Source organism: Methanofervidicoccus abyssi, from assembly GCF_004310395.1.
Taxonomy (GTDB): domain Archaea; phylum AGJL01; class Methanococci; order Methanococcales; family Methanococcaceae; genus Methanofervidicoccus; species Methanofervidicoccus abyssi.
In genome coordinates, this window is record NZ_BFAX01000005.1 from 16,206 (window position 1) to 39,972 (window position 23,767).

General features: G+C 35.4%; 20 protein-coding genes and 3 tRNA genes. 13 read left to right on the plus strand and 10 right to left on the minus strand.

What is annotated here, in order from left to right:
- Window positions 1-152: 152 nt before the first annotated feature.
- The 7 genes from MHHB_RS06090 to MHHB_RS06120 all read left to right on the plus strand — a co-directional run bounded on the left by MHHB_RS06090 (window position 153) and on the right by MHHB_RS06120 (window position 8,973).
- Complete coding sequence (locus MHHB_RS06090) at window positions 153-2,735, plus strand: STT3 domain-containing protein (RefSeq protein ID WP_131007791.1); 2,583 nt, start codon at window positions 153-155, stop codon at window positions 2,733-2,735.
- 337 nt (window positions 2,736-3,072) lie between these two features.
- The gene (locus MHHB_RS06095; RefSeq protein WP_131007792.1) at window positions 3,073-3,237 is read left to right on the plus strand and encodes a preprotein translocase subunit Sec61beta; all 165 of its coding nucleotides are present in this window, start codon (window positions 3,073-3,075) and stop codon (window positions 3,235-3,237) included.
- Window positions 3,238-3,256: 19 nt separating this feature from the next.
- Entirely contained in the window at window positions 3,257-4,423 is a 1,167-nt protein-coding gene (trpB, locus tag MHHB_RS06100) for a tryptophan synthase subunit beta (protein ID WP_131007793.1), read from the plus strand.
- An 11-nt stretch (window positions 4,424-4,434) separates the two neighbouring features.
- Complete coding sequence (trpA, locus tag MHHB_RS06105) at window positions 4,435-5,205, plus strand: tryptophan synthase subunit alpha (protein WP_131007794.1); 771 nt, start codon at window positions 4,435-4,437, stop codon at window positions 5,203-5,205.
- Between the two features lie 463 nt (window positions 5,206-5,668).
- Complete coding sequence (locus MHHB_RS06110; protein ID WP_131007795.1) at window positions 5,669-7,024, plus strand: anthranilate synthase component I; 1,356 nt, start codon at window positions 5,669-5,671, stop codon at window positions 7,022-7,024.
- A gap of 4 nt (window positions 7,025-7,028) precedes the next feature.
- A complete protein-coding gene (locus MHHB_RS06115; protein WP_131007796.1) occupies window positions 7,029-7,619 on the plus strand; it encodes an aminodeoxychorismate/anthranilate synthase component II in 591 nt (196 codons plus the stop codon).
- Window positions 7,620-8,229: 610 nt separating this feature from the next.
- On the plus strand, window positions 8,230-8,973 hold the full coding sequence (locus MHHB_RS06120; RefSeq protein WP_131007850.1) for an HDIG domain-containing metalloprotein: 744 nt from the start codon (window positions 8,230-8,232) through the stop codon (window positions 8,971-8,973).
- Between the two features lie 211 nt (window positions 8,974-9,184).
- Here MHHB_RS06120 and MHHB_RS06125 read toward each other — a convergent pair whose 3' ends face one another.
- The 3 genes from MHHB_RS06125 to MHHB_RS06135 form a co-directional block, all read right to left on the minus strand.
- On the minus strand, window positions 9,185-9,697 hold the full coding sequence (locus MHHB_RS06125; RefSeq protein ID WP_131007797.1) for a helix-turn-helix domain-containing protein: 513 nt from the start codon (window positions 9,695-9,697) through the stop codon (window positions 9,185-9,187).
- Window positions 9,697-10,671, minus strand: a complete 975-nt coding sequence (locus tag MHHB_RS06130) for a methionine synthase (RefSeq protein ID WP_131007798.1) — start codon at window positions 10,669-10,671, stop codon at window positions 9,697-9,699. The genes MHHB_RS06125 and MHHB_RS06130 overlap by 1 nt, the downstream gene beginning before the upstream one ends.
- Before the next feature lie 674 nt (window positions 10,672-11,345).
- Window positions 11,346-12,131 (minus strand): MBL fold metallo-hydrolase, encoded by a 786-nt coding sequence (locus MHHB_RS06135; RefSeq protein ID WP_131007799.1) that lies wholly within the window; start codon window positions 12,129-12,131, stop codon window positions 11,346-11,348.
- Between the two features lie 218 nt (window positions 12,132-12,349).
- Here MHHB_RS06135 and MHHB_RS06140 point away from each other — a divergent pair, with 218 nt between their 5' ends.
- Together MHHB_RS06140 and MHHB_RS06145 are read left to right on the plus strand one after the other, a co-directional pair.
- On the plus strand, window positions 12,350-13,063 hold the full coding sequence (locus tag MHHB_RS06140) for an anaerobic ribonucleoside-triphosphate reductase activating protein (RefSeq protein ID WP_131007800.1): 714 nt from the start codon (window positions 12,350-12,352) through the stop codon (window positions 13,061-13,063).
- A gap of 247 nt (window positions 13,064-13,310) precedes the next feature.
- The gene (locus MHHB_RS06145; RefSeq protein ID WP_131007801.1) at window positions 13,311-14,144 is read left to right on the plus strand and encodes a TIM barrel protein; all 834 of its coding nucleotides are present in this window, start codon (window positions 13,311-13,313) and stop codon (window positions 14,142-14,144) included.
- Between the two features lie 103 nt (window positions 14,145-14,247).
- Here MHHB_RS06145 and glmS read toward each other — a convergent pair whose 3' ends face one another.
- A complete protein-coding gene (gene glmS, locus MHHB_RS06150) occupies window positions 14,248-16,071 on the minus strand; it encodes a glutamine--fructose-6-phosphate transaminase (isomerizing) (protein WP_131007802.1) in 1,824 nt (607 codons plus the stop codon).
- A 68-nt stretch (window positions 16,072-16,139) separates the two neighbouring features.
- Here glmS and MHHB_RS06155 point away from each other — a divergent pair.
- Window positions 16,140-16,217, plus strand: a tRNA-Arg gene (locus tag MHHB_RS06155).
- Here the strand turns inward: MHHB_RS06155 and MHHB_RS06160 are convergent.
- Complete coding sequence (locus MHHB_RS06160) at window positions 16,196-16,786, minus strand: AAA family ATPase (RefSeq protein WP_131007803.1); 591 nt, start codon at window positions 16,784-16,786, stop codon at window positions 16,196-16,198. The genes MHHB_RS06155 and MHHB_RS06160 overlap by 22 nt on opposite strands.
- 24 nt (window positions 16,787-16,810) lie before the next feature.
- A complete protein-coding gene (locus tag MHHB_RS06165; protein ID WP_131007804.1) occupies window positions 16,811-17,008 on the minus strand; it encodes a class III signal peptide-containing protein in 198 nt (65 codons plus the stop codon).
- 120 nt (window positions 17,009-17,128) lie between these two features.
- On the opposite strand from MHHB_RS06165, the gene rnhB reads away from it, so the two are divergent.
- Together rnhB and MHHB_RS06175 are read left to right on the plus strand one after the other, a co-directional pair.
- The gene (gene rnhB, locus MHHB_RS06170; protein ID WP_131007805.1) at window positions 17,129-17,884 is read left to right on the plus strand and encodes a ribonuclease HII; all 756 of its coding nucleotides are present in this window, start codon (window positions 17,129-17,131) and stop codon (window positions 17,882-17,884) included.
- A gap of 236 nt (window positions 17,885-18,120) precedes the next feature.
- Window positions 18,121-18,969 (plus strand): tRNA (adenine-N1)-methyltransferase, encoded by an 849-nt coding sequence (locus MHHB_RS06175; RefSeq protein ID WP_131007806.1) that lies wholly within the window; start codon window positions 18,121-18,123, stop codon window positions 18,967-18,969.
- Window positions 18,970-19,159: 190 nt separating this feature from the next.
- Here the strand turns inward: MHHB_RS06175 and MHHB_RS06180 are convergent.
- A tRNA-Met gene (locus MHHB_RS06180) sits at window positions 19,160-19,273 on the minus strand.
- Between the two features lie 99 nt (window positions 19,274-19,372).
- On the opposite strand from MHHB_RS06180, the gene MHHB_RS06185 reads away from it, so the two are divergent.
- A tRNA-Leu gene (locus tag MHHB_RS06185) sits at window positions 19,373-19,457 on the plus strand.
- Here MHHB_RS06185 and MHHB_RS06190 read toward each other — a convergent pair.
- From MHHB_RS06190 to pyrG, 3 genes are all read right to left on the minus strand, one after another.
- Complete coding sequence (locus MHHB_RS06190; protein WP_131007807.1) at window positions 19,431-20,711, minus strand: flippase; 1,281 nt, start codon at window positions 20,709-20,711, stop codon at window positions 19,431-19,433. The genes MHHB_RS06185 and MHHB_RS06190 overlap by 27 nt on opposite strands.
- A gap of 402 nt (window positions 20,712-21,113) precedes the next feature.
- A complete protein-coding gene (gene guaA / locus MHHB_RS06195; RefSeq protein ID WP_131007808.1) occupies window positions 21,114-22,046 on the minus strand; it encodes a glutamine-hydrolyzing GMP synthase in 933 nt (310 codons plus the stop codon).
- A 4-nt stretch (window positions 22,047-22,050) separates the two neighbouring features.
- Entirely contained in the window at window positions 22,051-23,703 is a 1,653-nt protein-coding gene (gene pyrG / locus MHHB_RS06200) for a glutamine hydrolyzing CTP synthase (RefSeq protein ID WP_131007809.1), read from the minus strand.
- Window positions 23,704-23,767: the final 64 nt, after the last annotated feature.

Consider the following 23,767-nt stretch of genomic DNA (forward strand, 5'->3'; position numbering starts at 1 on the left):
TTGCCTTATCCGGAGAAATGAAAATTGACATTAAATAAATAATTTGTTCATTACCATTATCATAATTTTAATTTACTTTGGATTAAAGATATTTATATCACATTCCCATCTACTAATAAATGTCTTCAAAGTTTCAACGGAGGAGGTATAGTATGAAAGAAGTGTTAGAAAAGATTCACAAATTTTTCAAGAAACATGAACATCTAAAGTTGATTCTTATTCTACTGCTTATAGGTCTTATAAGTTTCCAACTGAGGGCTCAACCTGCAGATATGGGATTTACTAATAGCGAGGTATTAAAAGAGGTGTTCTCCGATGAACATGGAAGGATGTATCTTGTAGGGTTGGATCCTTACTACTATCTGAGACTTACTGAGAACTACTACAACCATGGTTATCTCGGAGAAACGTTGAAGTATATAAATGGGAAGTGGGTACCTTACGACACCTGCCAGTATGCTCCTCCTGGTCATCCAATAACTATACCTGTACCTGCCATAACCTATGCAACTATCATAGTGTATGAAATATGGCATTCCATAGATCCAACAGTAACTCTAATGAACGCAGCCTTCTGGGTACCTCCTCTTCTAAGTACCCTCTTAGGTATACCTATCTTCTTCATAGTTAGGAGAGTTACCAGAAGTAATATTGGTGGGGTTGTAGGGGCATTAACTATAGTCTCCACCCCTACATTGCTCTATAAAACCTCTGCAGGTTTTGCTGATACTCCTATATTTGAGATATTGCCTATACTCTTCATAGTATGGTTTATTATGGAAGCTCTTCACAATCAGAAGAACTTGAAATTATCCCTAGTATATACACTCTTGGCAACACTTACAATGGTACTGGCCCCAAGGATGTGGAAAGGTTGGTGGTATGGATACTACATAGTTGGAGTCTTCTTAGTACTGTATGCAGTATATACTCTCCTTATAAGTATATATAAGGACAAAATATCCCTTCCACTTTTAGTAGATGATATAAAGAGACTTCTACCCATACTAAGTATTTTTATTCTTGGAAGTGCTCTTCTCATATCTCTACTTTATGGTGTAAATGTTTTCATGGGAGGTATCTTCTCACCATTTAAATTTATCAAAATAAAGGAAACTACCATGACCACAGGTTGGCCTAACGTATTTACCACAGTATCTGAACTTCAGACACCAACAATTAAAGAAATTGTAAATGGAGCATTAGGGGATTTTTTATTATTTATATTAGGTGTCTTGGGAATATTAGCATCCTTTATCTCCATGAGGTATGAAAAGGAAAATATTAAGATAGATCTGAAATACGCCCTCCTTCTTACAATATGGCTCGCTGCAACATATTATGCTGCTACAAAAGGAATAAGGTTTATCAGTTTAATGGCGCCTCCTCTCTCCATAGGGGTGGGTATATTCATTGGACAGTTGGTGAATATTATAAACAGAAGGACTGATGAATTGATAAATTGGATAATTTATCCAACAGTTGGAATATTCTTCTTCTATACCTTGTTTAAGACACTCCCCAAGATACCAAAGATTATACTCCCCACAACTTACGTTCCAATCGCCGCCTATGGATTTCTACTTGTCTTAGGAATACTTAGTATATACAAGATAACAGATATAGTAGTTTCTCATAATAACCGAATGAAAAAGATTGCTACTTTACTACTGGCACTGTCCTTAGTCTTACCTCCCTTAGCCAGTGCTGTTCCTTTCTATACTGCACCAACATTTAACAACGGTTGGAAGGAGGGATTAGATTGGATAAAGGAAGATACACCAAATAACACAGTAATTACTTGTTGGTGGGATAACGGACATATATACACCTGGGCTACAAGGAAGATGGTAACTTTCGACGGAGGAAGCCAGAACTCTCCGAGGGCCTATTGGGTAGGTAGAATCTTTGCAACATCCAACGAAAACCTATCAGTAGGTATAATAAGGATGCTCGCCACAAGTGGAGATAAAGCCTTTGAAAGGGGAGGTATCCTTATGAACTATACTCACAACAACGTATCTATGACAGTTAAAATACTCAATGAGATACTCCCGGTAAGTAGAAGTAAGGCCTATAAGATACTTACTGAGAAATATCATCTAAGTGACAAAGATGCCAGAACACTTCTAAACTACACCCATCCAGAAAATCCTAACCCAGATTATCTTATTACCTACAACAGGATGACTGATATAGCTTCTGTCTGGAGTATGTTTGGTTTCTGGAATTTCGATTTACCTCCAGAAACTCCTGTCTATAAGAGAGAAAAAGGATATTATGTAAGGTTACCTGGAGGAAATGGATTTTTAATTAATAACTCTTTCGTAATTGTAACACCTATTCAAAAGATAGTGATAAAAAACAACACACTATACAGTTATGATATAGCTTACGATATGGATAGAAATGCTATAGTAAGTAAAAATATAACAGAATTTCACAAAGTTATTGTGGAGTATGGAGATAAGTTGTATAGTAAAGTATTCAATAAAAATGGTGTCTATAGTTTAATTGTTAGAGTGAAATCTTTAGATAACAAAAGATATGTGATATACGCGTGGATATCAACAAGAAACCTGGAAGACAGTATATACACAAAACTTCACTTCTTAGATGGTGCTGGATTGAAACATATTAAACTGGTTAAGGCTACATGGGATCCTACAAATCCAGGAATACAGCCAGGATTCAAGATATACAGGGTAGATTACGGAAAAGAGTATTTAAATTAAGTTTGTTTTTCTTAATAATTTTTTTATAAAATCTCATTTATTTACGAAGATAATAATAAAAATAAATAAATATATGGTAAAAAATAAAAGTTTGAAGAGAGATACGATTTCAATCCATTAATCAAAGCTCTATTTATTAAAGTATAGTGAAGATAATCTCCTTCAAAGGGGTGTTAACAAGAATTTAATCTTGTATTTTTCAACATCCAGGGGTAACACTCAAAAAGAGATGATATAGGAGATCGCCTCCTTATATTATCTAATTATATCTTATGTATTACAAATATAATTAAAGTTTCAAATTTTACAAACTTATTAACTTATTAACTGTGATACTATGACTAGAAGAGATGAAGATAGAGGATTGGTCACAAGTGCAGGATTGATTAGATACATGGATACAGATATATCAAAGATAAAGATAACACCTGAGAAGGTGTTAGGGATTACAATCTCCATAATTATCTTAGAGATCATCCTAAACTACGGCACCTTTATTTAAAAAGTAAGGTGATAGAGAGATGAAATTTGGTGAGTACGGAGGACAGTACGTCCCAGAGGTACTTAAACCTCCTCTAAAAGAGTTGGAAAGGGCTTACAAAAAATACAAAGATGATCCTGAATTCAGGGAAGAACTTGACTACTATCTAAAGAACTACGCCGGTAGAGAGACGCCTCTCTATTTCGCCAAGAACCTCACAGAGAAGATAGGAGGAGCTAAGATATACCTGAAGAGGGAGGATCTACTACTTGGAGGTGCTCATAAGATAAACAACAGTATAGGACAGGCTCTCTTAGCAAAAAAGATGGGAAAGACGAGATTGATAGCAGAGACTGGTGCCGGAGAGCATGGACTATCTACTGCCATGGCTGGAGCACTTTTCAAGATGAAGACTAGGATATACATGGGTACTATAGATATGGAGAGACAGAGACTAAACGTGTATAAGATGAAACTCCATGGGGCAGAGGTTTATCCAGTAGACTCTGGCTCAAAGACTTTAAAGGATGCTATCAACGAGGCATTAAGAGACTGGGTGGAAACCTTCGAATATACTCATTATCTCATAGGTTCCGTTGTAGGACCTCATCCATATCCTACAATGGTTAGGGATTTTCAATCTGTAATAGGGAGAGAAGCTAAGAGACAGATCTTAGAAATGGAAGGAAGACTACCTGACTGTATTGTCGCCTGTGTTGGAGGAGGGAGTAACTCCATAGGTATCTTCCACGAGTTTATAGATTATAAAGAAGTTAAGCTAATTGGAGTTGAGGCTGCTGGAGAAGGACTAGATACAGATAAACATGCCGCTACCTTACTTAAGGGTAAGAAGGGTATACTCCATGGTATGTACTCCTACTTCCTTCAGGATGAAGACGGACAGATAAAGACCACCCACAGTATCTCTGCAGGGCTGGATTATCCTGGAGTAGGACCTGAACATGCCTATCTCAAGGATATAGGTAGAGTAGAATACGTAGGAATAACAGATAAGGAAGCTCTAAATGCCTTCTTGGAACTCTCAAAAACTGAGGGGATAATTCCTGCCCTTGAATCCTCTCATGCCATCGCCTACGCAATGAAAATAGCGAAGGATATGGATAAGGATGAGATTATTATAGTAAATCTATCAGGTAGGGGGGATAAAGATCTCGATACAGTTATGAAGTATGTAAAATTTAAATAGGGAGTGATTACATGGAAAAGAAGTTAGTTAGTTTTATAGTTGCAGGGGATCCAAACATAGGGGCAACACTAAGGTTTATGAAGGCCCTAAGTAAGTACTCGGATATAATAGAGTTAGGAATACCCTTTAGTGATCCCATGGCAGACGGAGAGACAATCCAGAAGGCAAATATTAGGGCGTTAAAGAGAGGAATGAAGGTTTCCAAGGTTTTTGACATTATAAAAGAGTTTAGGAAATACTCCGATACTCCTGTAGTTGTGATGACATATTATAACCCTGTATTTAACCTGGGAGTGGAGAACTTCGTAAGGAGGTTGAAGGAAGCTGGGGGTAATGGTTTAATAGTGGTAGATTTACCTGTTGAGGAGGCGGAAGATTATCTCTCCATATGTAGGAAGTACAATATTGGTACAGTATTTCTGGCAGCTCCAAATACTTCGGATGAGAGATTGAAGGAAATAGATAAGGCATGTACTATGTTTCTCTACTTAGTTTCACTCTACGGTACTACAGGAGTTAGGGAAGAAATCTCCACCTTGGCACTTAACTTTTTAAAGAAGGCTAAGGATATATGTAAAAATCCTGTCTATGTCGGATTTGGGGTATCAAAGAAGGAACATGCTAAGAGGTTTATTGAGGCTGGAGCAGATGGAGTTGTTGTAGGGAGTGCCTACGTAAGGATAATTGAGAAATATGGTGATTCCGAAGAAACTGTAAAAAAACTTGAGGAGAAGTGTAGAGAGTTGAAATGGGGGATTTTAGAGGGAAGTAGGGATAAATAATTTATAATAATAATTAAAAATAGTTAAGATAAATTTAATTGAGAGAGTTATTAAAAATATAAATTAAAAATATAAAAATAATAAAAAATATATAAAAATAAAAAAATATCAGCACTGGGGAATGGAGGGGATTTACATTAATCATTTTTTAGTTTTATATTTTTATTTTTATTTTATTTCTTTATACTTTGATATCCATTAAGAGCAGAATTCATCGTTTAAACTATTACATCGTTATCAAAGAGATATATTAAAGTAAGTAGATTAAGGGATGAAACTGTTATTTTTTATCGTTCTATTAAATTTATAATTTTCATTATATATTTTTATTATTTTTTGATTTTTGATAAGAACCAAGTTAAGATGGATGTATATTAATATAGATAATCTTATCTAACTCTTATGCTATAAAGATGGATAGAGATAAGATAATATATATCTAAAATCTTGACTGGAGATAACTATGAAACTCTACAGAAAAAAGTTCCACTACGTAGATCCTATAAAGTTATACAGCGTATTAAGGGAGGAGGGAGATTATCCATTTATATTAGAATCTAGGGACAAGCATCCATCGAAGGCGAGATATACCTACATCTCTGCAAATCCAGAGTTTATAGTAAAAATTAAAAGGGACACAAGGATAGACAATACCAGAGTATCCAAGGAGAGTAATCCCTTTAAAGGCCTAAAGGAAGTATATTTCAACGAAATAGGAGATAAGATACCTTCCAATATCGATGCAAATGAGAGATTTATAGGAGGTTTCTTAGGATATATAGCTTACGATGCTGTATATAATTACATAGGAGGAGATATCGAAGAAGCGTCAGTCTTTGGATACTACAGGCATCTCTATGTATACGACCATATACTAAATAGATACTACTACCTTACACTAGATCACTCAGAGGAAGATATAAAGAGAGCTGAAAAGATAGTTGATAGGGCAAAAAATACGAAAATTCCAGATGAATCAGGTAGTTCAGAGATCGTAAGTTGTGATGCAGAGAAGAAGGATTATATTGAGATGGTGAAGAGAGCTAAGGAGTATATATACGATGGAGATGCCTTTCAGATAGTTATATCCAGGGAGTATAAACTAAGGAGTGATCTGTCTCCCTTTAAGATATATAGGAATCTCAGGGAGATAAGTCCAAGTCCCTATATGTTTTTCTTGGAGTTTGAGAAGAAGGTTTTAGGAACTTCTCCAGAAACTATGGCTTCTGTAGAGAGAAATATACTAAGGATAAACCCTATTGCAGGAACTATAAACGTTGGAAGAACTGAGGAGGAGACAAAAAAGTTGGCAGAGAAACTCCTCCAAGATGAGAAGGAGAAGGCCGAACATATGATGCTGGTAGATCTAGCAAGGAATGACGTCAGGAAGGTTTCAAAGCCTGGATCTGTTAGATTGAAGAGGTTCTTTGAGGTGGTTAGATACAGCCATGTGCAACATATAGAGAGTGAAGTTGTTGGAGAGTTAAGAGAAGATATTACAATGTTTGATGCTGTAGAAGCATCCTTTCCAGCAGGTACCTTAACTGGAGCACCTAAGTATAGAGCTATGGAGATAATAGATACTTTAGAGAGATCTAGGAGAAAGGTGTATGGGGGGGCTGTAGGATACTTCTCACTGAACAACTACGGAGATACTGCAATTGCTATAAGGATGGCTGAAGTAGAGAGAAATAACCTTATAAGAGTGAGGGCTGGAGCGGGAATAGTGGCGGACTCCGTGCCAGAGAATGAATACATAGAAACTGAGAGAAAGATGGCAGCAATTATGAGCGCTCTGAATGTTAATAGACAACGGTGAAACTATGATACTTATCATAGATAACAAGGATTCCTTTGTATGGAATTTGGCGGAGTATGCCTCTATATACGACAGTGTAGAAGTGGTATCAAATACTATAACTGTAGAGGAGGTTAAGGAGATAGATCCCTCAGGTATTATAATATCCCCAGGCCCTGGAAGTCCAGAAAAAAAGAGGGATGTTGAGAACTGCCCAGATATTGTAAAAAGTGTAGATGTACCTATATTAGGTGTATGTTTAGGGCATCAGATTATCGCCTATACCTTTGGGGGAAAAGTAGGAAAGGTATCCCCTGTCCATGGCAAGGCATCCCTAATAAAACATGATGGGAAAGGTATATTTAAAGGTGTAAAGAATCCTCTTGTAGGAGGTAGATATCACTCCCTGGCAGTGCTCGAAGTACCTAAAGACTTTGAGATCAGTGCTACTACTGTAGGTGAAGAGAGAATAGTGATGGGCATAAGACACAAATATAAACCCATTGAAGGGGTGCAATTTCACCCTGAGAGTGTGCTTACAGAGTGGGAGAGTAAAGAAGGTTTAAAGATAGTTAAGAATTTTGTGGATATTGCTAAGGGGTGGAGAAAGAAGTAATAAACCTTATAGCATGGTTCAGGAATATAGTCTGGATTTTATTTTTATATGATGTTCTTTATTTTTAATTTTAATTATTTCTAATAATAATATTATTTTTTACTCTTCGATTATTATAATTCTAAAAAGAAGGGTAAAAGGATAAATCTACCATCACCTGTTATAAACCTTTAGGGTTAAAAGACGGCATGGATTTTTTTAAACCTTTTTTTATTCAAAAGTGCCTAATTCTAACGAATACCGTAAGATAGGTGTTTTATCCTTTTGTTTTAATAGCCAAAACATTAACTTTTTGAACTATAACAATAATTAAGAAAAATAATAAATAATTAAAAAAATAAAAAAACAACATAATAAGTAAAAAATAAACAATATGAGATAAAAAATCTTTAAAAAGATAGGTTAACATAAATTTCTTGCTTCTCTACAGGTTTATGGTAGCTCAAAGGGATACCAATTATATTTGCTCCTTTTCTTTTTATTCTTTGTTAGGTTTCTAATTGTTATTTTTAAGATTTAAATCACACATATATAAAATATAAAAATATAAAAACAGCAGGTGAATAAAATGGAGGACGAGAAAATAGAATCATCGAAAAATAATAAAAAAATGGAAGATGAAAAAAGAACAGAACATAAGAGAAAGAGATATTCTCTTGAAGATCTTATATCCTTAGCAGAAGAGATAAAAGATAAAGATCTAAGAGAGAAAGTTATAGAATTTCTGAAAAATCCCTTTCCAACACATAGAGATATTGAAAGTACAAATGTTCCCCTTGAGGACTCGCCTGCCAGTATTAGATGGCATCACAAGTATAAAGGAGGTTTAATTGAACACACCTTAGCTACAACAAAGATAGCGTTGAAGATAGCAGATGCGCTTGAGGAAGTATATAATCTAAACATTAACAAAGATGTGCTGATAGCAGGAGGACTACTTCATGACATTATGAAACCCTTTAATTATGTGGAAGATATTGAAGGTGAGAAGTACGATCACATTCCAAAGTTCCACTTAGATCATCTTACCCTAGTAGTTGCCGAACTTTACAAGAGGAATTTTCCTATAGAAGTTATAAAGGTGGTGGCTTCCCATCATGGAGAGTATGGTTCTATGAAACCAGATTCCATAGAAGGGTGGATCCTTCACTATGCAGATACAATAGACGCTTTTCTAAACGATATCGCTATTAAGATATGTCAGGCGAGGGCTAAGGATATAGGGATAAATGAGATTGAGATATACAACCTATTTACACCCTTGAAGATATACGAAATTAGAACTAGAGAAGGTAGAGAGAAATTAAGGGAAAAGTTAAGTGAAATATTCAATATAGAAGGTGAAAAAGAGTAGAATGATTAGTTCTATCAGAGAGAGAAGTAAAAAATAACAATAATAAAGTGATTTTTCTCTATACCAGGTATATACTAAGAGAGTGGTATTAAGTACAATCGGTTGGGATAGATAAAACTTATAGTCTTTTATATTTTATTAATTTTTATGATCTTACAATTAAAAGCTTCACTCTTTAGGATGGAGAAGAAGCCGGTTATTATTAAAACCTTTATATCTTACTAACCACAACTTCAAGAGCCCTCATAAAGGCATTCTTCTCAGGTATTACAACTGCAACTGGTACCCTTACAACCTTCTCAATACTGGAACTTACAATAGGTGCACATATTATAGCCTTGACACCTTCTCTCTCCGCCTGGATGGCAGCAACTATACAGTCCTCCAGGGAATTTGCAGGGTACTCCTTCAGTAGGTATTCCTTACCTTGAACTTTAAACACCTTAGTTTTTATATTATTTAGAGAAGGCCTGGCAGCAATAACTGCTATCTTGTCCATTTCCTCATCTTTCATTTCAAATTTTTTCACGGTATCAACTATTTTTTTAAGGGTGGATACTCTAAAATCTCCACCCTGTATTATCTTGTATAGGGTGCTGTATGGAATGTCTGATATTTTTGAGAACTCCTTCAGGGAAATGTTAAGTTCCAGTAATACTCTTTTAAATTCCTCTGGAAACCTGTCTGAATCTATGCTCAACAGAAGTCTCTCGTAGGCTCTCATCATCTCTCCCTTAACTCCCTTTCAAACTCCTCCGAGGCTTTAACCATAACTTTCAACTTATCATAGGCTACATCTATAGGTAGAAGCCTCATACCACAGTCTGGATCCACCATGAGGTATTCATTTAACCTCTTCAACAACTCTTCATTACTCTGTACCTCTGAAAATAAAGGATTGTTCCTTAGTATCTCCAGGGCCTCATTCAGTAGATCCTTAACAACCTCAATGGATTCTATCGACTTTACCTTGGTGTTTATACATCCAAAACCTATCTTTTTATTTGTTTCTTCTAATATATCTAAATTTTTTCTATTAGATGCAAACTCATGATCTAGAATATCTACGTTGAAAGTGTTTAACTCCTGGAAGATATCTGAGACATCTCCACATACATGTAGGGCTACAGGGATCTTGATGTTTTCACTTATCCTCTTAATCGCCCTCCTTGCAGTATTTAAATCGTAGAGACCTGTAGATAGTATGGGCTCATCTATCTGTATCATACATACGTAATCCTGGATAGACTCTACCTCCTTCTTCAGTGCATTTGCTAGATCGTATATTAAAGTTTCATCTCTATTGTCTGTGTAGTAATCTTCCACCCTTACAGATCCTGCAATGGTACAGGGGCCTGTTATTATTCCTTTGATTCCTTTCTTTTCATTGGAGTATTTATTTATTATCTTCCTAACGAACTTTATATCCTTTAAGGTAATAGGTTCGAGAAACTCAACTTTTCCCACAACTTTCTTACCCTCAAAACCGTAGAGACCATTTACAAATATTTCCACCATATCTCCCCTTACCTGCCCATCACTTACTATATCTATACCTGCGTTTAACTGGTCCCTAACTGCCCTCTCAATGGCATATTTGTACCTGTCATAGATACCAAAGATGTCTAATACCTTCTCCCATAGATTCTCAGGTTCTTTTGTAATCACTGGATAACTACCAACTACAGTTTTTATCATAACAACCACTAAATTAAACTGTACTAATGATACTAACTAAGGTAACATCATCTTACAACTTCTATATGTCCCACTAGCTAGAGATTTATCCTCCCAATATTCTAATAGATATTTTTATCTATATCCCGGAATGTTTAGAAAGATAGATACTTTCTTCTTTCAAAGATTTAATATTTGACTATGTATAATAATTAAATTTTTAAATTTAACTTTAACTAGAGAAGATTAGACTATCAACTACTTTTTACAATTTCTATAATTTTTATGTAATAAACAAGACTTTTTAAATTAACAATAACTTCAAAGGAATCTCAATAAAAATTAATAATAATAAATTTAAATTAGTAGTTAATAAGAAAATAATAATAAAAAAATAAAAAGAAGATTTAATATAAATCCTGCGTTATTTTCCAGTATACAGTATAGTTCATGAATAAAACTTATTTCATGTTTTTTCATTCTTTATTATTATTTTCTGGTTTTAAGAGAATTTTGTCTTTCTCAGTATTCTTTATTTTTGGTTTAACAGTTTTTTAAGATTTTATTATTTTATTATTAATTTTAATGTTTTATTAATTATTTTTTTATCGGAGATACTGGATAGTTATTGTTAGTTTAATTTGTTTATTACTTTTTAATAAACTTGGACATTGGAGAAAGGGATTCTCTGATTACTACACTATCAGCTTTTTACCAACGTGTCCATATATAAAATTATTCAATTTACTTAAGATTTTCGTAGCGTATAGACCTGTGCAGTGTAGGGGCATTATAAATTCAAAGTTGTGTATAGAGAAATAATCGTATATCATTTTTATATATTTCTTTGAAGCGTGCATTAGATGGAAACCTCCCACAACTCCCCTAACCTTCTTATTTATCTTCTTAGCGTATTCTATGACGTTGATTATTCCACTGTGGGCACATCCTGTAAATACTACATCTTCCACAATTATAAACATATCGTCATTTACGTAGTCTATTTTATGTGTCCCATCCTTTAACACCATATAAAATGGATCGTTCTCGTGGGGAAATAACCTTTCAACTTTTCCAGATACTATCATATCTCTTTCATAGCGAGGTTTATCATTTACAAGTATTAGATTCTCCCTTTTTAGACACTCTTTCAGTTCTTTATCTATCCCTATGTACCTTCCTTCTATATATCTATCTACAAAGGCTTCTGGATGAATATAGATAGGTATCTTAGGTCTACTTTCTCCTTTCTCTATAAAGTATTTCAAACCATCTGCATGGTCGTAATGACCATGACTTATAACTATACAGTCAAAGTTGTCGTCTTCTCCTATTAATTTCAAATTTCTCTTTAACGTACAGGGATCCTGACCCGTATCAAATAGTATTTTTTTATCTTCAGTTTTTATAATTACAGATAAACCATGTTGGGCAATATAGGGTTTACTGGCGATGTTGTCAATAAGAACTACGATTTCCATAAGAGCCACCTATTAAAATCTACGATTTAATTTATAATAATGAAAATTTATTGCTACTAAGTATGTAAATGGAAGCTGATATATCTATAATACCTGAAACTAAAATATTACATAAAACATCAATATAATAATCTGATATATGAATTACCTCTATACACACTTTTATACTTTGATACAAATGGGAATTATAATTATTAAACTCTCATCTTGGGGTAACTATGAAGATATTTGGAATAATAGATCTATCCACGTTAGACTATCCTAAAAAATGTTCTTCCGTTGTATTTATGAGTGGTTGCAATATGAAGTGTGGATACTGTCACAACTACACACAGATGAAGAAAAATACCTACAACATCTCCCCCTACAAGGTTTATAAAAGTATGGATTTAACCTTTTCAGAAGCCATAGTAGTAAGTGGAGGGGAACCTACGGTACAACCTCAGGCTCTCATGGAGTTTTGTAAGATAGTGAAGAGAGAAAGAAATCTTCCAATAAAATTGGATACCAATGGATCCAACGTAGATACTGTAAAGGAGTTGGTCCAGGAAGGACTTATAGATTATTTAGCTGTAGATGTTAAATGTGCCTTCGAAAAATACTGGGATATTGCTCAATATGACGGTAGTAAAATAGAGAGTAACGTAAAAAAACTTATAAAAATCTGTAAGAAAGAAGGTGTTTTCATTGAGTGTAGAACTACATATATACCAGAGAAAATAGATAGAGAAGATATCTACACTGTTGTTAGAACTGTGAAAGGTTGTGATCTCTATGCCCTACAGCAGTTTGACAGAGAGCACTCTTGGAAAGAGGAATACAGGAAGATGAGAGAACCTACCTTGGAAGAACTTGTAGAGTTGGGAAAGATAGCCAAGGAGTATGTTCCCAGTGTCGCTGTGAGATCTAAGGAAGGGATACTGTATCTTTAGTTTTAGTTTATGATAATTATTATTAAAATAAAAAGAATATAATAAAATAGTAAAAATAGTGGCGAAAAATGTTTAAAGAAAATAATGAAGGATCAACCCAGAAGATCTTCTAAATACTGTCGTCTAAGGGAGAGAAGATAGTGTGCCTTTTCGTTGGAATTCTGTACCTCTATCAGTGATGTAACCTATTGCTGTTAAGTTATATTATTATTTTTAATAAATATTTTAAATAAACTACTGGGATAATATGTTAAACTTTGGAACTGCAGGCATACCTTTAAATACAAAACCAAGGACTACTAAAAACGCCTTTTACCTCCTAAGGAAGATGAATTTAAATGCCATGGAATTAGAGTTTGTCCATGGAGTCAATATAAAAGAGAAAGGTGCTAAGGATCTGGTGGAACATTCAAAGAAGATTGTAGTAAGTGCCCATGCACCCTATTATATAAATCTAAATGCAAAAGAAGAAGAAAAGGTTATAAGAAGTATAAACCATATAATAAATACTGGGAAGATTATCAACATCTTTAACAAATACTCTGATGCTAATAGAAATATTATTTTTCATCCAGGATATTATCTTAAGATGGATAAAAAGGAAGTATATAAAATCATGGTGAAGAACATAGAAAAGATAATAAACTACCTGAAGGAGAACAGGATAAATGTGATGTTGAGACCAGAGACTACTGGAAAAATTACTCAGTTTGGGGACTTAGATGAAATACTCTCCCTCTCCCACGAACTTGGAATACTGCCCTGTATAGATTTTGCCCATATATATGCAAGGAGTATGGGAAAGATAAACGACTACAACGCGTTTTACAAGATACTGGAGAAGGTAGAAAATACCTTAGGAAAAAAGGGGATATACGATATGCATATTCATATATCAGGAATTGACTATGGAAAAGGAGGGGAGAAGAATCACCTCCCCCTTAAGGAGTCGAACTTTAATTACAGATCCCTTCTAAAGGCTCTGAAAGATTATGGTGTAAGGGGCACTGTCATCTGTGAGAGTCCAAAGTTGGAATACGATGCCCTTATCTTAAAGAGGGAGTATGAAGAGTTAGAATGATACAAAACTGTGCTTTTCATTTTTTATTACTAAGTATTTCTGTAATTATTCTCATTATGAAGAGGTTTTTTATTTTTAAAACTATCACTTTAAAGGGATGAAATTACTCCACAGTAACACTTTTAGCAAGCCCTCTTGGTTTATCAACATCCCTACCAAGTTCTACAGCCTTATAGTATGCCAACAACTGGCAAACTGGTGCATAGAGGAAAGGACTTACTTCCTCTAACACATCAGGTATCTCTATCAAGTGATCAACAACTTCTATTTCCATAGGGGATATGGCAACTACCTTACCACCTCTAGCCTTTATCTCCTCTATGTTTGATACTACAGATCTGAAGAGATCGCTACTGGAAGGTGGCACGAGAGCTACAGTATCCATGTTATCGTCTATAAGAGATATGGTGCCATGTTTCAGAAATCCACTACTCATGCCTTCAGCATGTAGATACGTGATTTCCTTGAACTTCAGAGCACCCTCCAAGGCATTTGGTAGATTTATGCCCTTGGAGATAAATAGATAGTTTTTAGCCTTTAAACTCTTTGATACCTTCTTTATAGCATCCCTGTTCTCCAATATCCCTTTGATATATTCAGGGATCTTCTCTAGCTCCTTCTCAAATATCCTCATATCTCTACTAATTATTTTACCGTACTCTATAAACAATCTATACAGTATCATAAGTTGAGATACGTAAGTTTTTGTTGCACATACTGCAATCTCAATACCTGCCCCCATCATAACTGTGATATCACTTATCCTTGTTGCTGTAGATCCGAGTATATTTACTATTGTAGCAGTTTTTGCCCCTTTACTTTTTGCATATCTTATAGCCCTTATGGTGTCATAAGTTTCTCCACTTTGAGTGATCCCTATAACTAAGGTATTTTCATCAACTATTCCCTTTACTAGGAACTCAGATGCATCACATGGGATTACTAACTTATTTAACTTTGAAAACCAGTATTCTCCAACCATTCCTGCATGGAGAGAAGTACCCATGGCAACGATATACACCCTATCGTAATCCCTTATACATCTTACCAACTCCTCGATCTCCTCCCTGGATATCCGTGCAGAGTTCTTTATAACTTCGGGCTCCTCCATAATCTCCTTAAGCATGAAGTGCTCATAACCTCCCTTCTCTGCAGTTTCTATATCCCACTCTATAGTAATCCTCTTCCTGTTGTTGCTAACATCTTTATCTTCTTCCAAGTTGTATATACCGCAGGATACTTTGTTCCCATCCTTTTTAAGAATAACCATATCTCCCTCCTCTAAGGGAATAATCTCCTTCGTCCACTTCAAAAAGGCAGATATATCACTACCTAAGAAACATTCTTCTTCCTTTACACCTAAAAGTAAAGGATTCTCATTCCTTACTCCAAGGAGTAAATCTGGGAAGTCCTTATTCAGTATAAGTATTGCATAGGTGCCCTCTAACCTCTTTATTGCCCTCTTTACAGCGTTAATGTAATCCTCCTGGAAGATTTGGGATTTATCTAACCTCTTCAGCTCTTCCTCAATTAGATGTGCTATAACTTCACTATCTGTCTGGGACTTGAATTTATGTCCTTTTTTAATCAATCCCTCTTTTAACTCTCTATAGTTTGAGATTATCCCATTATGAACCACTGCTAACTCTCCTTTACAGTCTGTATGAGGGTGGGCGTTCTCCCTTGTTATACTTCCATGAGTTGCCCATCTAGAGTGTCCAATACCTGCCTTTCCATCTACGTCGAGGAAATTCTCATTTTTAGAAACTTCATCTACCTTACCAACACCTTTTTTTATTATCAATTTATCTCCGTCAACAACTCCAATACCACAACTGTCATATCCTCTATATTCTAACCTCTTCAGTCCCTCCAGTAGGATCTCTGAGGCCTTTCTATCTCCCAGGTATCCTATTATTCCACACATATATTAACACCTTCAAGATTTACCATAAAAAATATATAATACAATATTATAGAATACTATTACAGTATGGGCCCGTAGTTTAGCCTGGATAGAATGCGGGGCTTCGGACCCCGTGGTCGAGGGTTCAAATCCCTCCGGGCTCGCCACTATTTTCTTTTTCCCAGGAGGAGATTATCTTTTTTAACACATTTTCCAAGTTCTTCAAATAGGTATTGTAATCCTCTTCTTCGTTAACGATCATATAATCAGCTAGGGATATCACATTACCGATGGTAAAACCTAACTCTCTCATATCTCTCTCAACAAAGGCCTCCCATTCCGAAGTATCATCTTCCCTTTTTCTCTTTTTCAGCCTCTTAAACCTCGTTTTAGGGGAGGAATGAATTGCGACAATAGTAAGAGGATAGTGTTTTCTAAAGTAATCTACCTCGTACATACTTCTTATACCTTCAATAATAACTATATCCTCATCTTTATACTTCTCTTCTATATACTTAAGACAGAAAACTGCTATAGCTTCCTTTCCATATTCTTTTCTTAACTCTACAGCGGTATTTCCAACATTTTCAGGTGTTAATTCCAAACCTCTTTTTAACGTTTCATGACGAACAATATCCCCCATAGAAACTACCGGAATGTTGAACTTAGGTGCCACCTCGAATATTGCACTCTTACCAGCTCCCGGCATCCCTGCAATACCTATCAACCTCTTCATATTTTCCCTATAACCTTATCTCTCTTATACAGTACTCAATACCCGAAGTATGGTATTGGAAGTGTTATTTATAGTATTTATGGAAGTATCTCTAATACTTAAAGATGTTTCAATCATATAATATCCTACTATCACTGCTGCAAGGACAACAGTTATCATTAGAATACTAAACTCTAAACTTATCTGTCCATTTTTGGAGAGTAACTTTTTCACTGACAACATAAATCACACCATTAAAATTTTATAAATATAATTATATGCGTAATAGTTAATATAGAATTTATAAAATTATATAAAAAAATTATATAAAATTACCTTTACAAAAAAGTTAAGAGGTTTAGAATGGAAGAGAACAGCACAATAATACTGGGATTAGATGAAGCTGGGAGGGGCCCTGTCTTAGGTCCTATGGTAATAGCACTTGTCAAAGCTAGAGAGAAGGATCTGGAGGAGTTTAACAAATGGGGCCTGAAAGATAGTAAAAAATTGAATAAAAACAAGAGAAATGAACTGTACAATTTAATAGTAAATAGGTACGAAGTTAAAACTATTGTTCTTGAAGCTAAAGATATAGATGAAATGATAAAGAGAAGTAATTTGGACAACATAGAAATTGGGATATTCTCAAAACTGATAAATAAAGTATTGAAAGAGGAGTATAAGATAGAAAACAGGGACGATATATGCACTTATTACGATAAGAAGTTTAAGATATACATAGATGCCTGTAGTAACAACGAGAAGGTATTTTTAAATAAGATAAAGTCTAAGTTGATATTCTATAACAGCAATATCGAAATAATTGCTGAACATAAGGCTGATAATAAGTATAAGATAGTTTCTGCCGCATCCATTGTAGCAAAGGTTACCAGGGATAGGATAATAGATAATTACAAGAAGATATACGGGGAGATTGGGAGTGGATATCCAAGTGACAGAGTTACTATAAACTATCTGAGAAACTATATCAAAGAGTATGGCGAACTACCAGAAATCGCCAGAAAATGCTGGAAGACTTCTCGAGAGATGTTGAGAAGTGTATTAAAAGATAGAGGGAGTTCTAAGGATAAAAGGTATGTCCAGAAAAGGTTGATATGAAGTTTTTTATATAATAGTATATTAAAATTTAGCGGAAAATAGATTAAAGAGATAAAATAGGATAAAATCACATAACCAAGGATAAAAGGTATGATACATCATCCAACGTATAAAGTATTTTTTCTAATTATTATATTATAATAAATTATAATTTATAAATTATAATCTCTAATTATTTTTGAACTCATTTATTGGCTATTAAATAACTCTTTTTTATCACAATTAAAAACTTCAACATGGTGAAAACCTTGAGAAAGAAACTTCTTGTAGATGAAAGGGGGAAAAAATATCTACTGAAAAAGGATGTTGAAAGGTTTGGTAATGATTTAGGTGTAGTTGATCTAAAAGGTATAAAAGAGGGAAGTGTATTAAAGTCTCATAAGGGCCACACTTTCTACCTCTTGGAGCCTACTATATACGACGTAGTTAAAAAGATGAAGAGAAGGGTAACTACGTTGTTGCCTAAGGATATAGGCATTATCCTTACTTACTGTGGGATAGCAGATGGAGAAACTGTCGTGGAAGCAGGTACTGGGTCTGGGGCTCTAACCATCTATCTTGCAAATGCAGTTGGAAAGAGAGGTAAAGTTATTACCTACGAGAAGAGGCCTGAATTTGCTAAGGTGGCAAGGGAGAATTTGGCATCTGTTGGATTGGTGAGAAGAGGGCAGAGGATAATAGGACTAGATGAAGACGATATCTTAGATAAAGAAAGAGAGGAAAATGAAGATGGATTGTACAACGTTGTTCAGAAGATTGGGGATGTTACCCAGGGTATAGAGGAGAGAGATATAGATGTTGTGGTGTTAGATCTTCCAGATCCCTGGAACGTTGTAGAACATGCAAAAAAGGCCCTGAATAAGGCTAAAGGTAGGATTGCAATATACGTTCCTTATATTGAACAGGCGAAAAAAAGCGTAGAGGCTTTAAAAAAACATGGGTTTATGGAGATAAGAACTGTTGAATGTTTAGTCAGAGATATAGAAATATCGGAGAAAGGTGCTAGACCTTCTCCCAGGATGATAGGGCATACTGGGTATATAGTAGTAGCGAGGGTAAAACCTGAGAATGATGATAGAGAATAATTCAGGAGTTATAACGTTTTATTAAAGTTAATTTAAAATAATTAGAGTAAAAAAATAGTAAAAAAAGATTAATTAGAATCTAATCACTGAACTATCATTCATACAAGTCGTTGTTTGGTATGTATTAACATTAAGATTGAAACAATTATTTGATAGAACAATTGGATATAAACCCAAGAATAGAGTTAAATGGTGCCGAGGGAGGGATTTGAACCCTCGACCTCTCGGTTTCCCAGGACCCAAGGAGAAACCTTGGGAATATCCGTATGAGCCGAGCGCTATAACCAGACTAAGCCACCTCGGCACATTTCCATACATCTTTTAAGTATCAACATCTTATATATATAATTTTCGGCGAAATGTTTATATATCACTATTTAGTATTAGATAATGCCTATTTTAAGCGGGGGTAGCCGAGCCTGGCCAAAGGCGCTAGGTTGAGGGCCTAGTCCCGTAGGGGTTCAGGGGTTCAAATCCCCTCCCCCGCACTTTTTATATACTCTTTTTAGATATATTGTTATCAAAGTAAAGATGAGGATGGAAGATACAAGAGTCCCGTAGGCACCTCCTATAATACCTATCTTTTTTACAAGTAGATAGTTCAAGATACCGTTTAATGCAATTCCAACTAGGAGGATATAGAGGGGTATCCTTCCATAACCTAAACCTTGAAGTGCCGAGGCACATACAGTATATGAACTCATAAAACCTGCTGAAATCGACAGTATCTTTAAAGAGATAACTGCCCTTTCATCCTCCACTCCAAAGAAGATTCTCAAAACTTTTTCTGGAAAGAGAAACATAATTAGAAGTACTGGAGTTATTAGGACCAAATTTATAAGAAGTGCTTTTTTTATACTCTTGAAATCTCGAGTCTTAGCAACCCTTGGTAGTAAAGGTATTCCCACTGCAGAGGCGAAGAGAAAAACCCCCCGGGAGATTAGAGAAGCGTATCCGTATATACCGTTATCTTGAGCTCCCAGGAGGGACATTATAACTATACTATCTAAGTCGTTCAGGAGACGGTAGGATGCAGTCCCTAAAGCTATAGGTATGGAGTAGAGAATCACCTCTTTAATTAAATCTCTTTTTTCTATAAGAGTATTAATAATATCCAACTTCTCCATACTCACATATCTCCTCAATAGTCTAAATCCAAAAAAACCCCCAAAGATATAGGAGAGGGATATAGAGAGTATAGCCCCTAAGACACCTAAGTAGATGGATAGTATCACTGCCAAAGGTATTTTAAACAGATACTCAACTATCCAGGTTTTTGAAAGATCTTTCATCTTCAGAAATCCCTGAAGTACTCCCCTACTCCAAGATATAAAGGAAGACGATATTACTGTAAAACCTACCACTAAGTAAATTGAGGTATCTATATTTTCATAACCTCCTCCTACGATATACCTGAGAAGGAAGATAGATAAGGCACCAAAGGTAGAAAGTATTATCATTATAAACAAGATAGAGAAGATCCAAGTGTGATCTCTTTCTGAATATTGGGAGATATACCTTGCCATAGATGGAGGTATTCCTGAACAGAAGAGTATGGTAATAGTATCCATTAGAGGCATTAATCCCTTCAAGATACCAAAACCTTCTGTCCCTAGGATAAGAGCAGTTACAAAGTAAAATAGATAAGCCATGCCCTTGGAGTAGATGTTGGAAAGTATCATATAGACACTGTCTCTAACGAGATGATCCTTTTTCAATCTTTTTAGGAGGTTTTTTATCATAATTTCCCGTAATAGTGTTGCTATTAATTAAAAATAAAGAAAAAATGAAAGACTTTTCTCTATATTTTTCATGTATATTCTTTAATGGAGCTGTGTTATAAGGAGTTTATTAGTTAATGAACTAAACTTTTTAAACTGACAACAACCATACAGTGTCTTCAAATGAAAAATATAATAAAAAGAATAATTAGAATAGAAAAATAAAAATTAATACTAAGATGAAAAATAAAATATGTTCTTATCCCTGAACTGAACTGTGTGCCGGGAAAATAATGCAGGATTTATATTAAACCTTCATCTCTTTTTTTATTTTTTTATCTTTATTTTTTTATTTTTATTATAATATTATTCCTCATAATTATACAATTATATGTCTAAAATCCCCATATTTTTTATTAATTATTACTCAAACTCTATAGTCGCAGGAGGTTTATCTGTAATATCGAATACAACCCTTGCAACATTCGGAACCTCTGAAGTAATCCTCTTACTTATCCTCTTTAGAAGACTGAAGGGGATTTCAGGGACACTTGCTGTCATAGCATCTAGGGACTCTATCATCCTAACTGCTACTATCCAGTTGTACTCCCTTATATCTCCCTTAACCCCTGTAGCCTTACTGTCAAGTACTACCGCAAAGTACTGCCAGAGTTTTCTATTCAATCCCTCCCTCTCCACTTCCTCCTCAACTATGGCGTTTGCCTCCCTACATATCTCCAATTTCTCTGGAGTAATTTCTCCTAATACTCTCACTGCTAGACCTGGACCTGGAAAGGGCTGTCTATATACTATTTTATCTGGGAGACCTAATTCCTTTGCAACTAATCGAACTTCATCTTTGTAGAGGTCTCTCAGTGGCTCTACAACCTCTAAAACCATACCACTTGGTAGGGCTATGTTGTGATGGGTTTTAATTTTTCCTTCACTCTCTATCCAATCTGGGGCTATGGTACCTTGGATTAGGACCTCCTCTCCGTTTTCTTTTGCAACTTCCTCAAATACTTCTATAAACAACTTGCCTATAATCTTTCTCTTCTTCTCCGGATCCTTTACGCCTTTCAAAGCATTTAAAAAGAGATCCTTTTTATCCACAATCTTGAGATTTAGTCCTAAACCTTCTTTGAATATCCTGTATATCTCCTCTGCCTCTCCCTTCCTCATAAGTCCTGTATCTACAAATACTGCCAAAAGTCTATCTCCTATAGCCTTGGCTGTAAGTACTGCCGCTACAGAACTATCTACTCCTCCACTGAGAGCTATTATAGCTCTCTTATCTCCTAGTTCTTTCTTTAACTTAGAGACAGTCTCTTCTATAAACCTCTTTGCATCAAACACCTGATCACCCAAGTTTGTTTTGAAGAATAGTTCTGACAAATCCATCGAAGAGTGGATGAGGTCTATTAGGTCTTGATTTAAACTCTGGATGTCCCTGGGTTGCTATGAAGAAGGGATGGTCTTTTAACTCTATAAACTCTGCTAGTTTTCCATCTGGAGATGTTCCAGAAATTGTTAAACCGTTTTTCTCAAGGATGTGATGGTACTCTGGATTCACCTCGTACCTATGTCTATGTCTCTCATAAACTATCTTACTCCCATATAAAGAATATGTTAAGGTATCTTCCCTCAACACTGCGGGGTAGGCACCAAGTCTCATAGTACCTCCTTTCTCCTTCAGATTAACCTGTTCAGGTAGGAGATCTACCACAGGATGAGGAGTGTCCTTGTCAAACTCTGTGGAATTCGCCCCCTCTAGATTACAGACGTTCCTGGAGTACTCTATCACTGCACACTGCATCCCTAAACATATGCCTAGGAAAGGTATCCTATTCTCCCTGGCGTATCTGATCGCATTTATCTTACCATTAATTCCTCTCTCTCCAAATCCACCTGGGACTAATATACCTCCTACCTCTCCATTCTCTCTATAGTTGTTAAGAATATTAATGTAATTTTTCGTCTCCAACTCTTCGGCATTTATCCATTTGATATTAACCCTTGTATCATTCTTCGCTCCTGCATGAACTAGAGCCTCTATTACACTCATATAGGCATCTTTTAGTTTAACGTACTTACCCACTATAGCAACTGTGATCTCGTGAAGTGGATTTATTATCCTATCTACCATAGCCCTCCACTTAGATAGATCAGGCTTAAAAACCCTGTTAATATCTTCACCGTACTTTTTACGATACACCTCTACCAGTTTAAGTTTCTTTACGATGAGATTACCTAAACCCTCCTTCTCAAGGTTTAAAGGTACCTCGTAGATAGTCTTAGCATCCCTTGCCTCAATTACAGCCTCTTTGTCCACATCACAGAAGAGTGCTAACTTCTCCCTGATCTTCTTCCCAATAGATACCTCAGTTCTACATATGAGTATATCAGGTTGGATACCTATACTCCTTAACTCCTTTACACTGTGTTGTGTAGGTTTTGTCTTTACCTCTCCAGAGGTTCGTAGGTAAGGTAGAAGGGATACGTGGATGTAGAGTACGTTATCTTTTCCAACATCCTTCTTAAACTGTCTTATCGCCTCTAAGAATGGTAAACTCTCTATATCTCCAACTGTACCTCCTATCTCCACTATGGTAATATCGTAGCCTTCTCCTAGCTTCTTTATTCTACTCTTTATCTCATCTGTAATATGAGGTATCACTTGGACAGTTTTTCCTAAGTAGTCCCCCCTCCTCTCCTTCTCCAAGACAGTTTTATACACCTTTCCAGCGGTTATGTTGTTATCGGCCTTTAGAGATATATCTATAAACCTCTCGTAGTTTCCAATATCTAAGTCAGTCTCTCCTCCATCATCTGTAACAAAAACTTCTCCATGCTCATATGGAGACATGGTACCTGCATCTATCTGGAGGTAAGGATCTATCTTAACCATATTAACGTTGAAATTACGAGCCTTGAGAAGTCTCCCTATGGAAGATGCAGTGATACCTTTACCTAAGGAGGAAACCACCCCTCCTGTAATAAATATATACTTCATCTAGGAACCTCCAGATATTTGTTAAAAATTGAATAATAATAAATTTAATAAAAATTTAATTAAC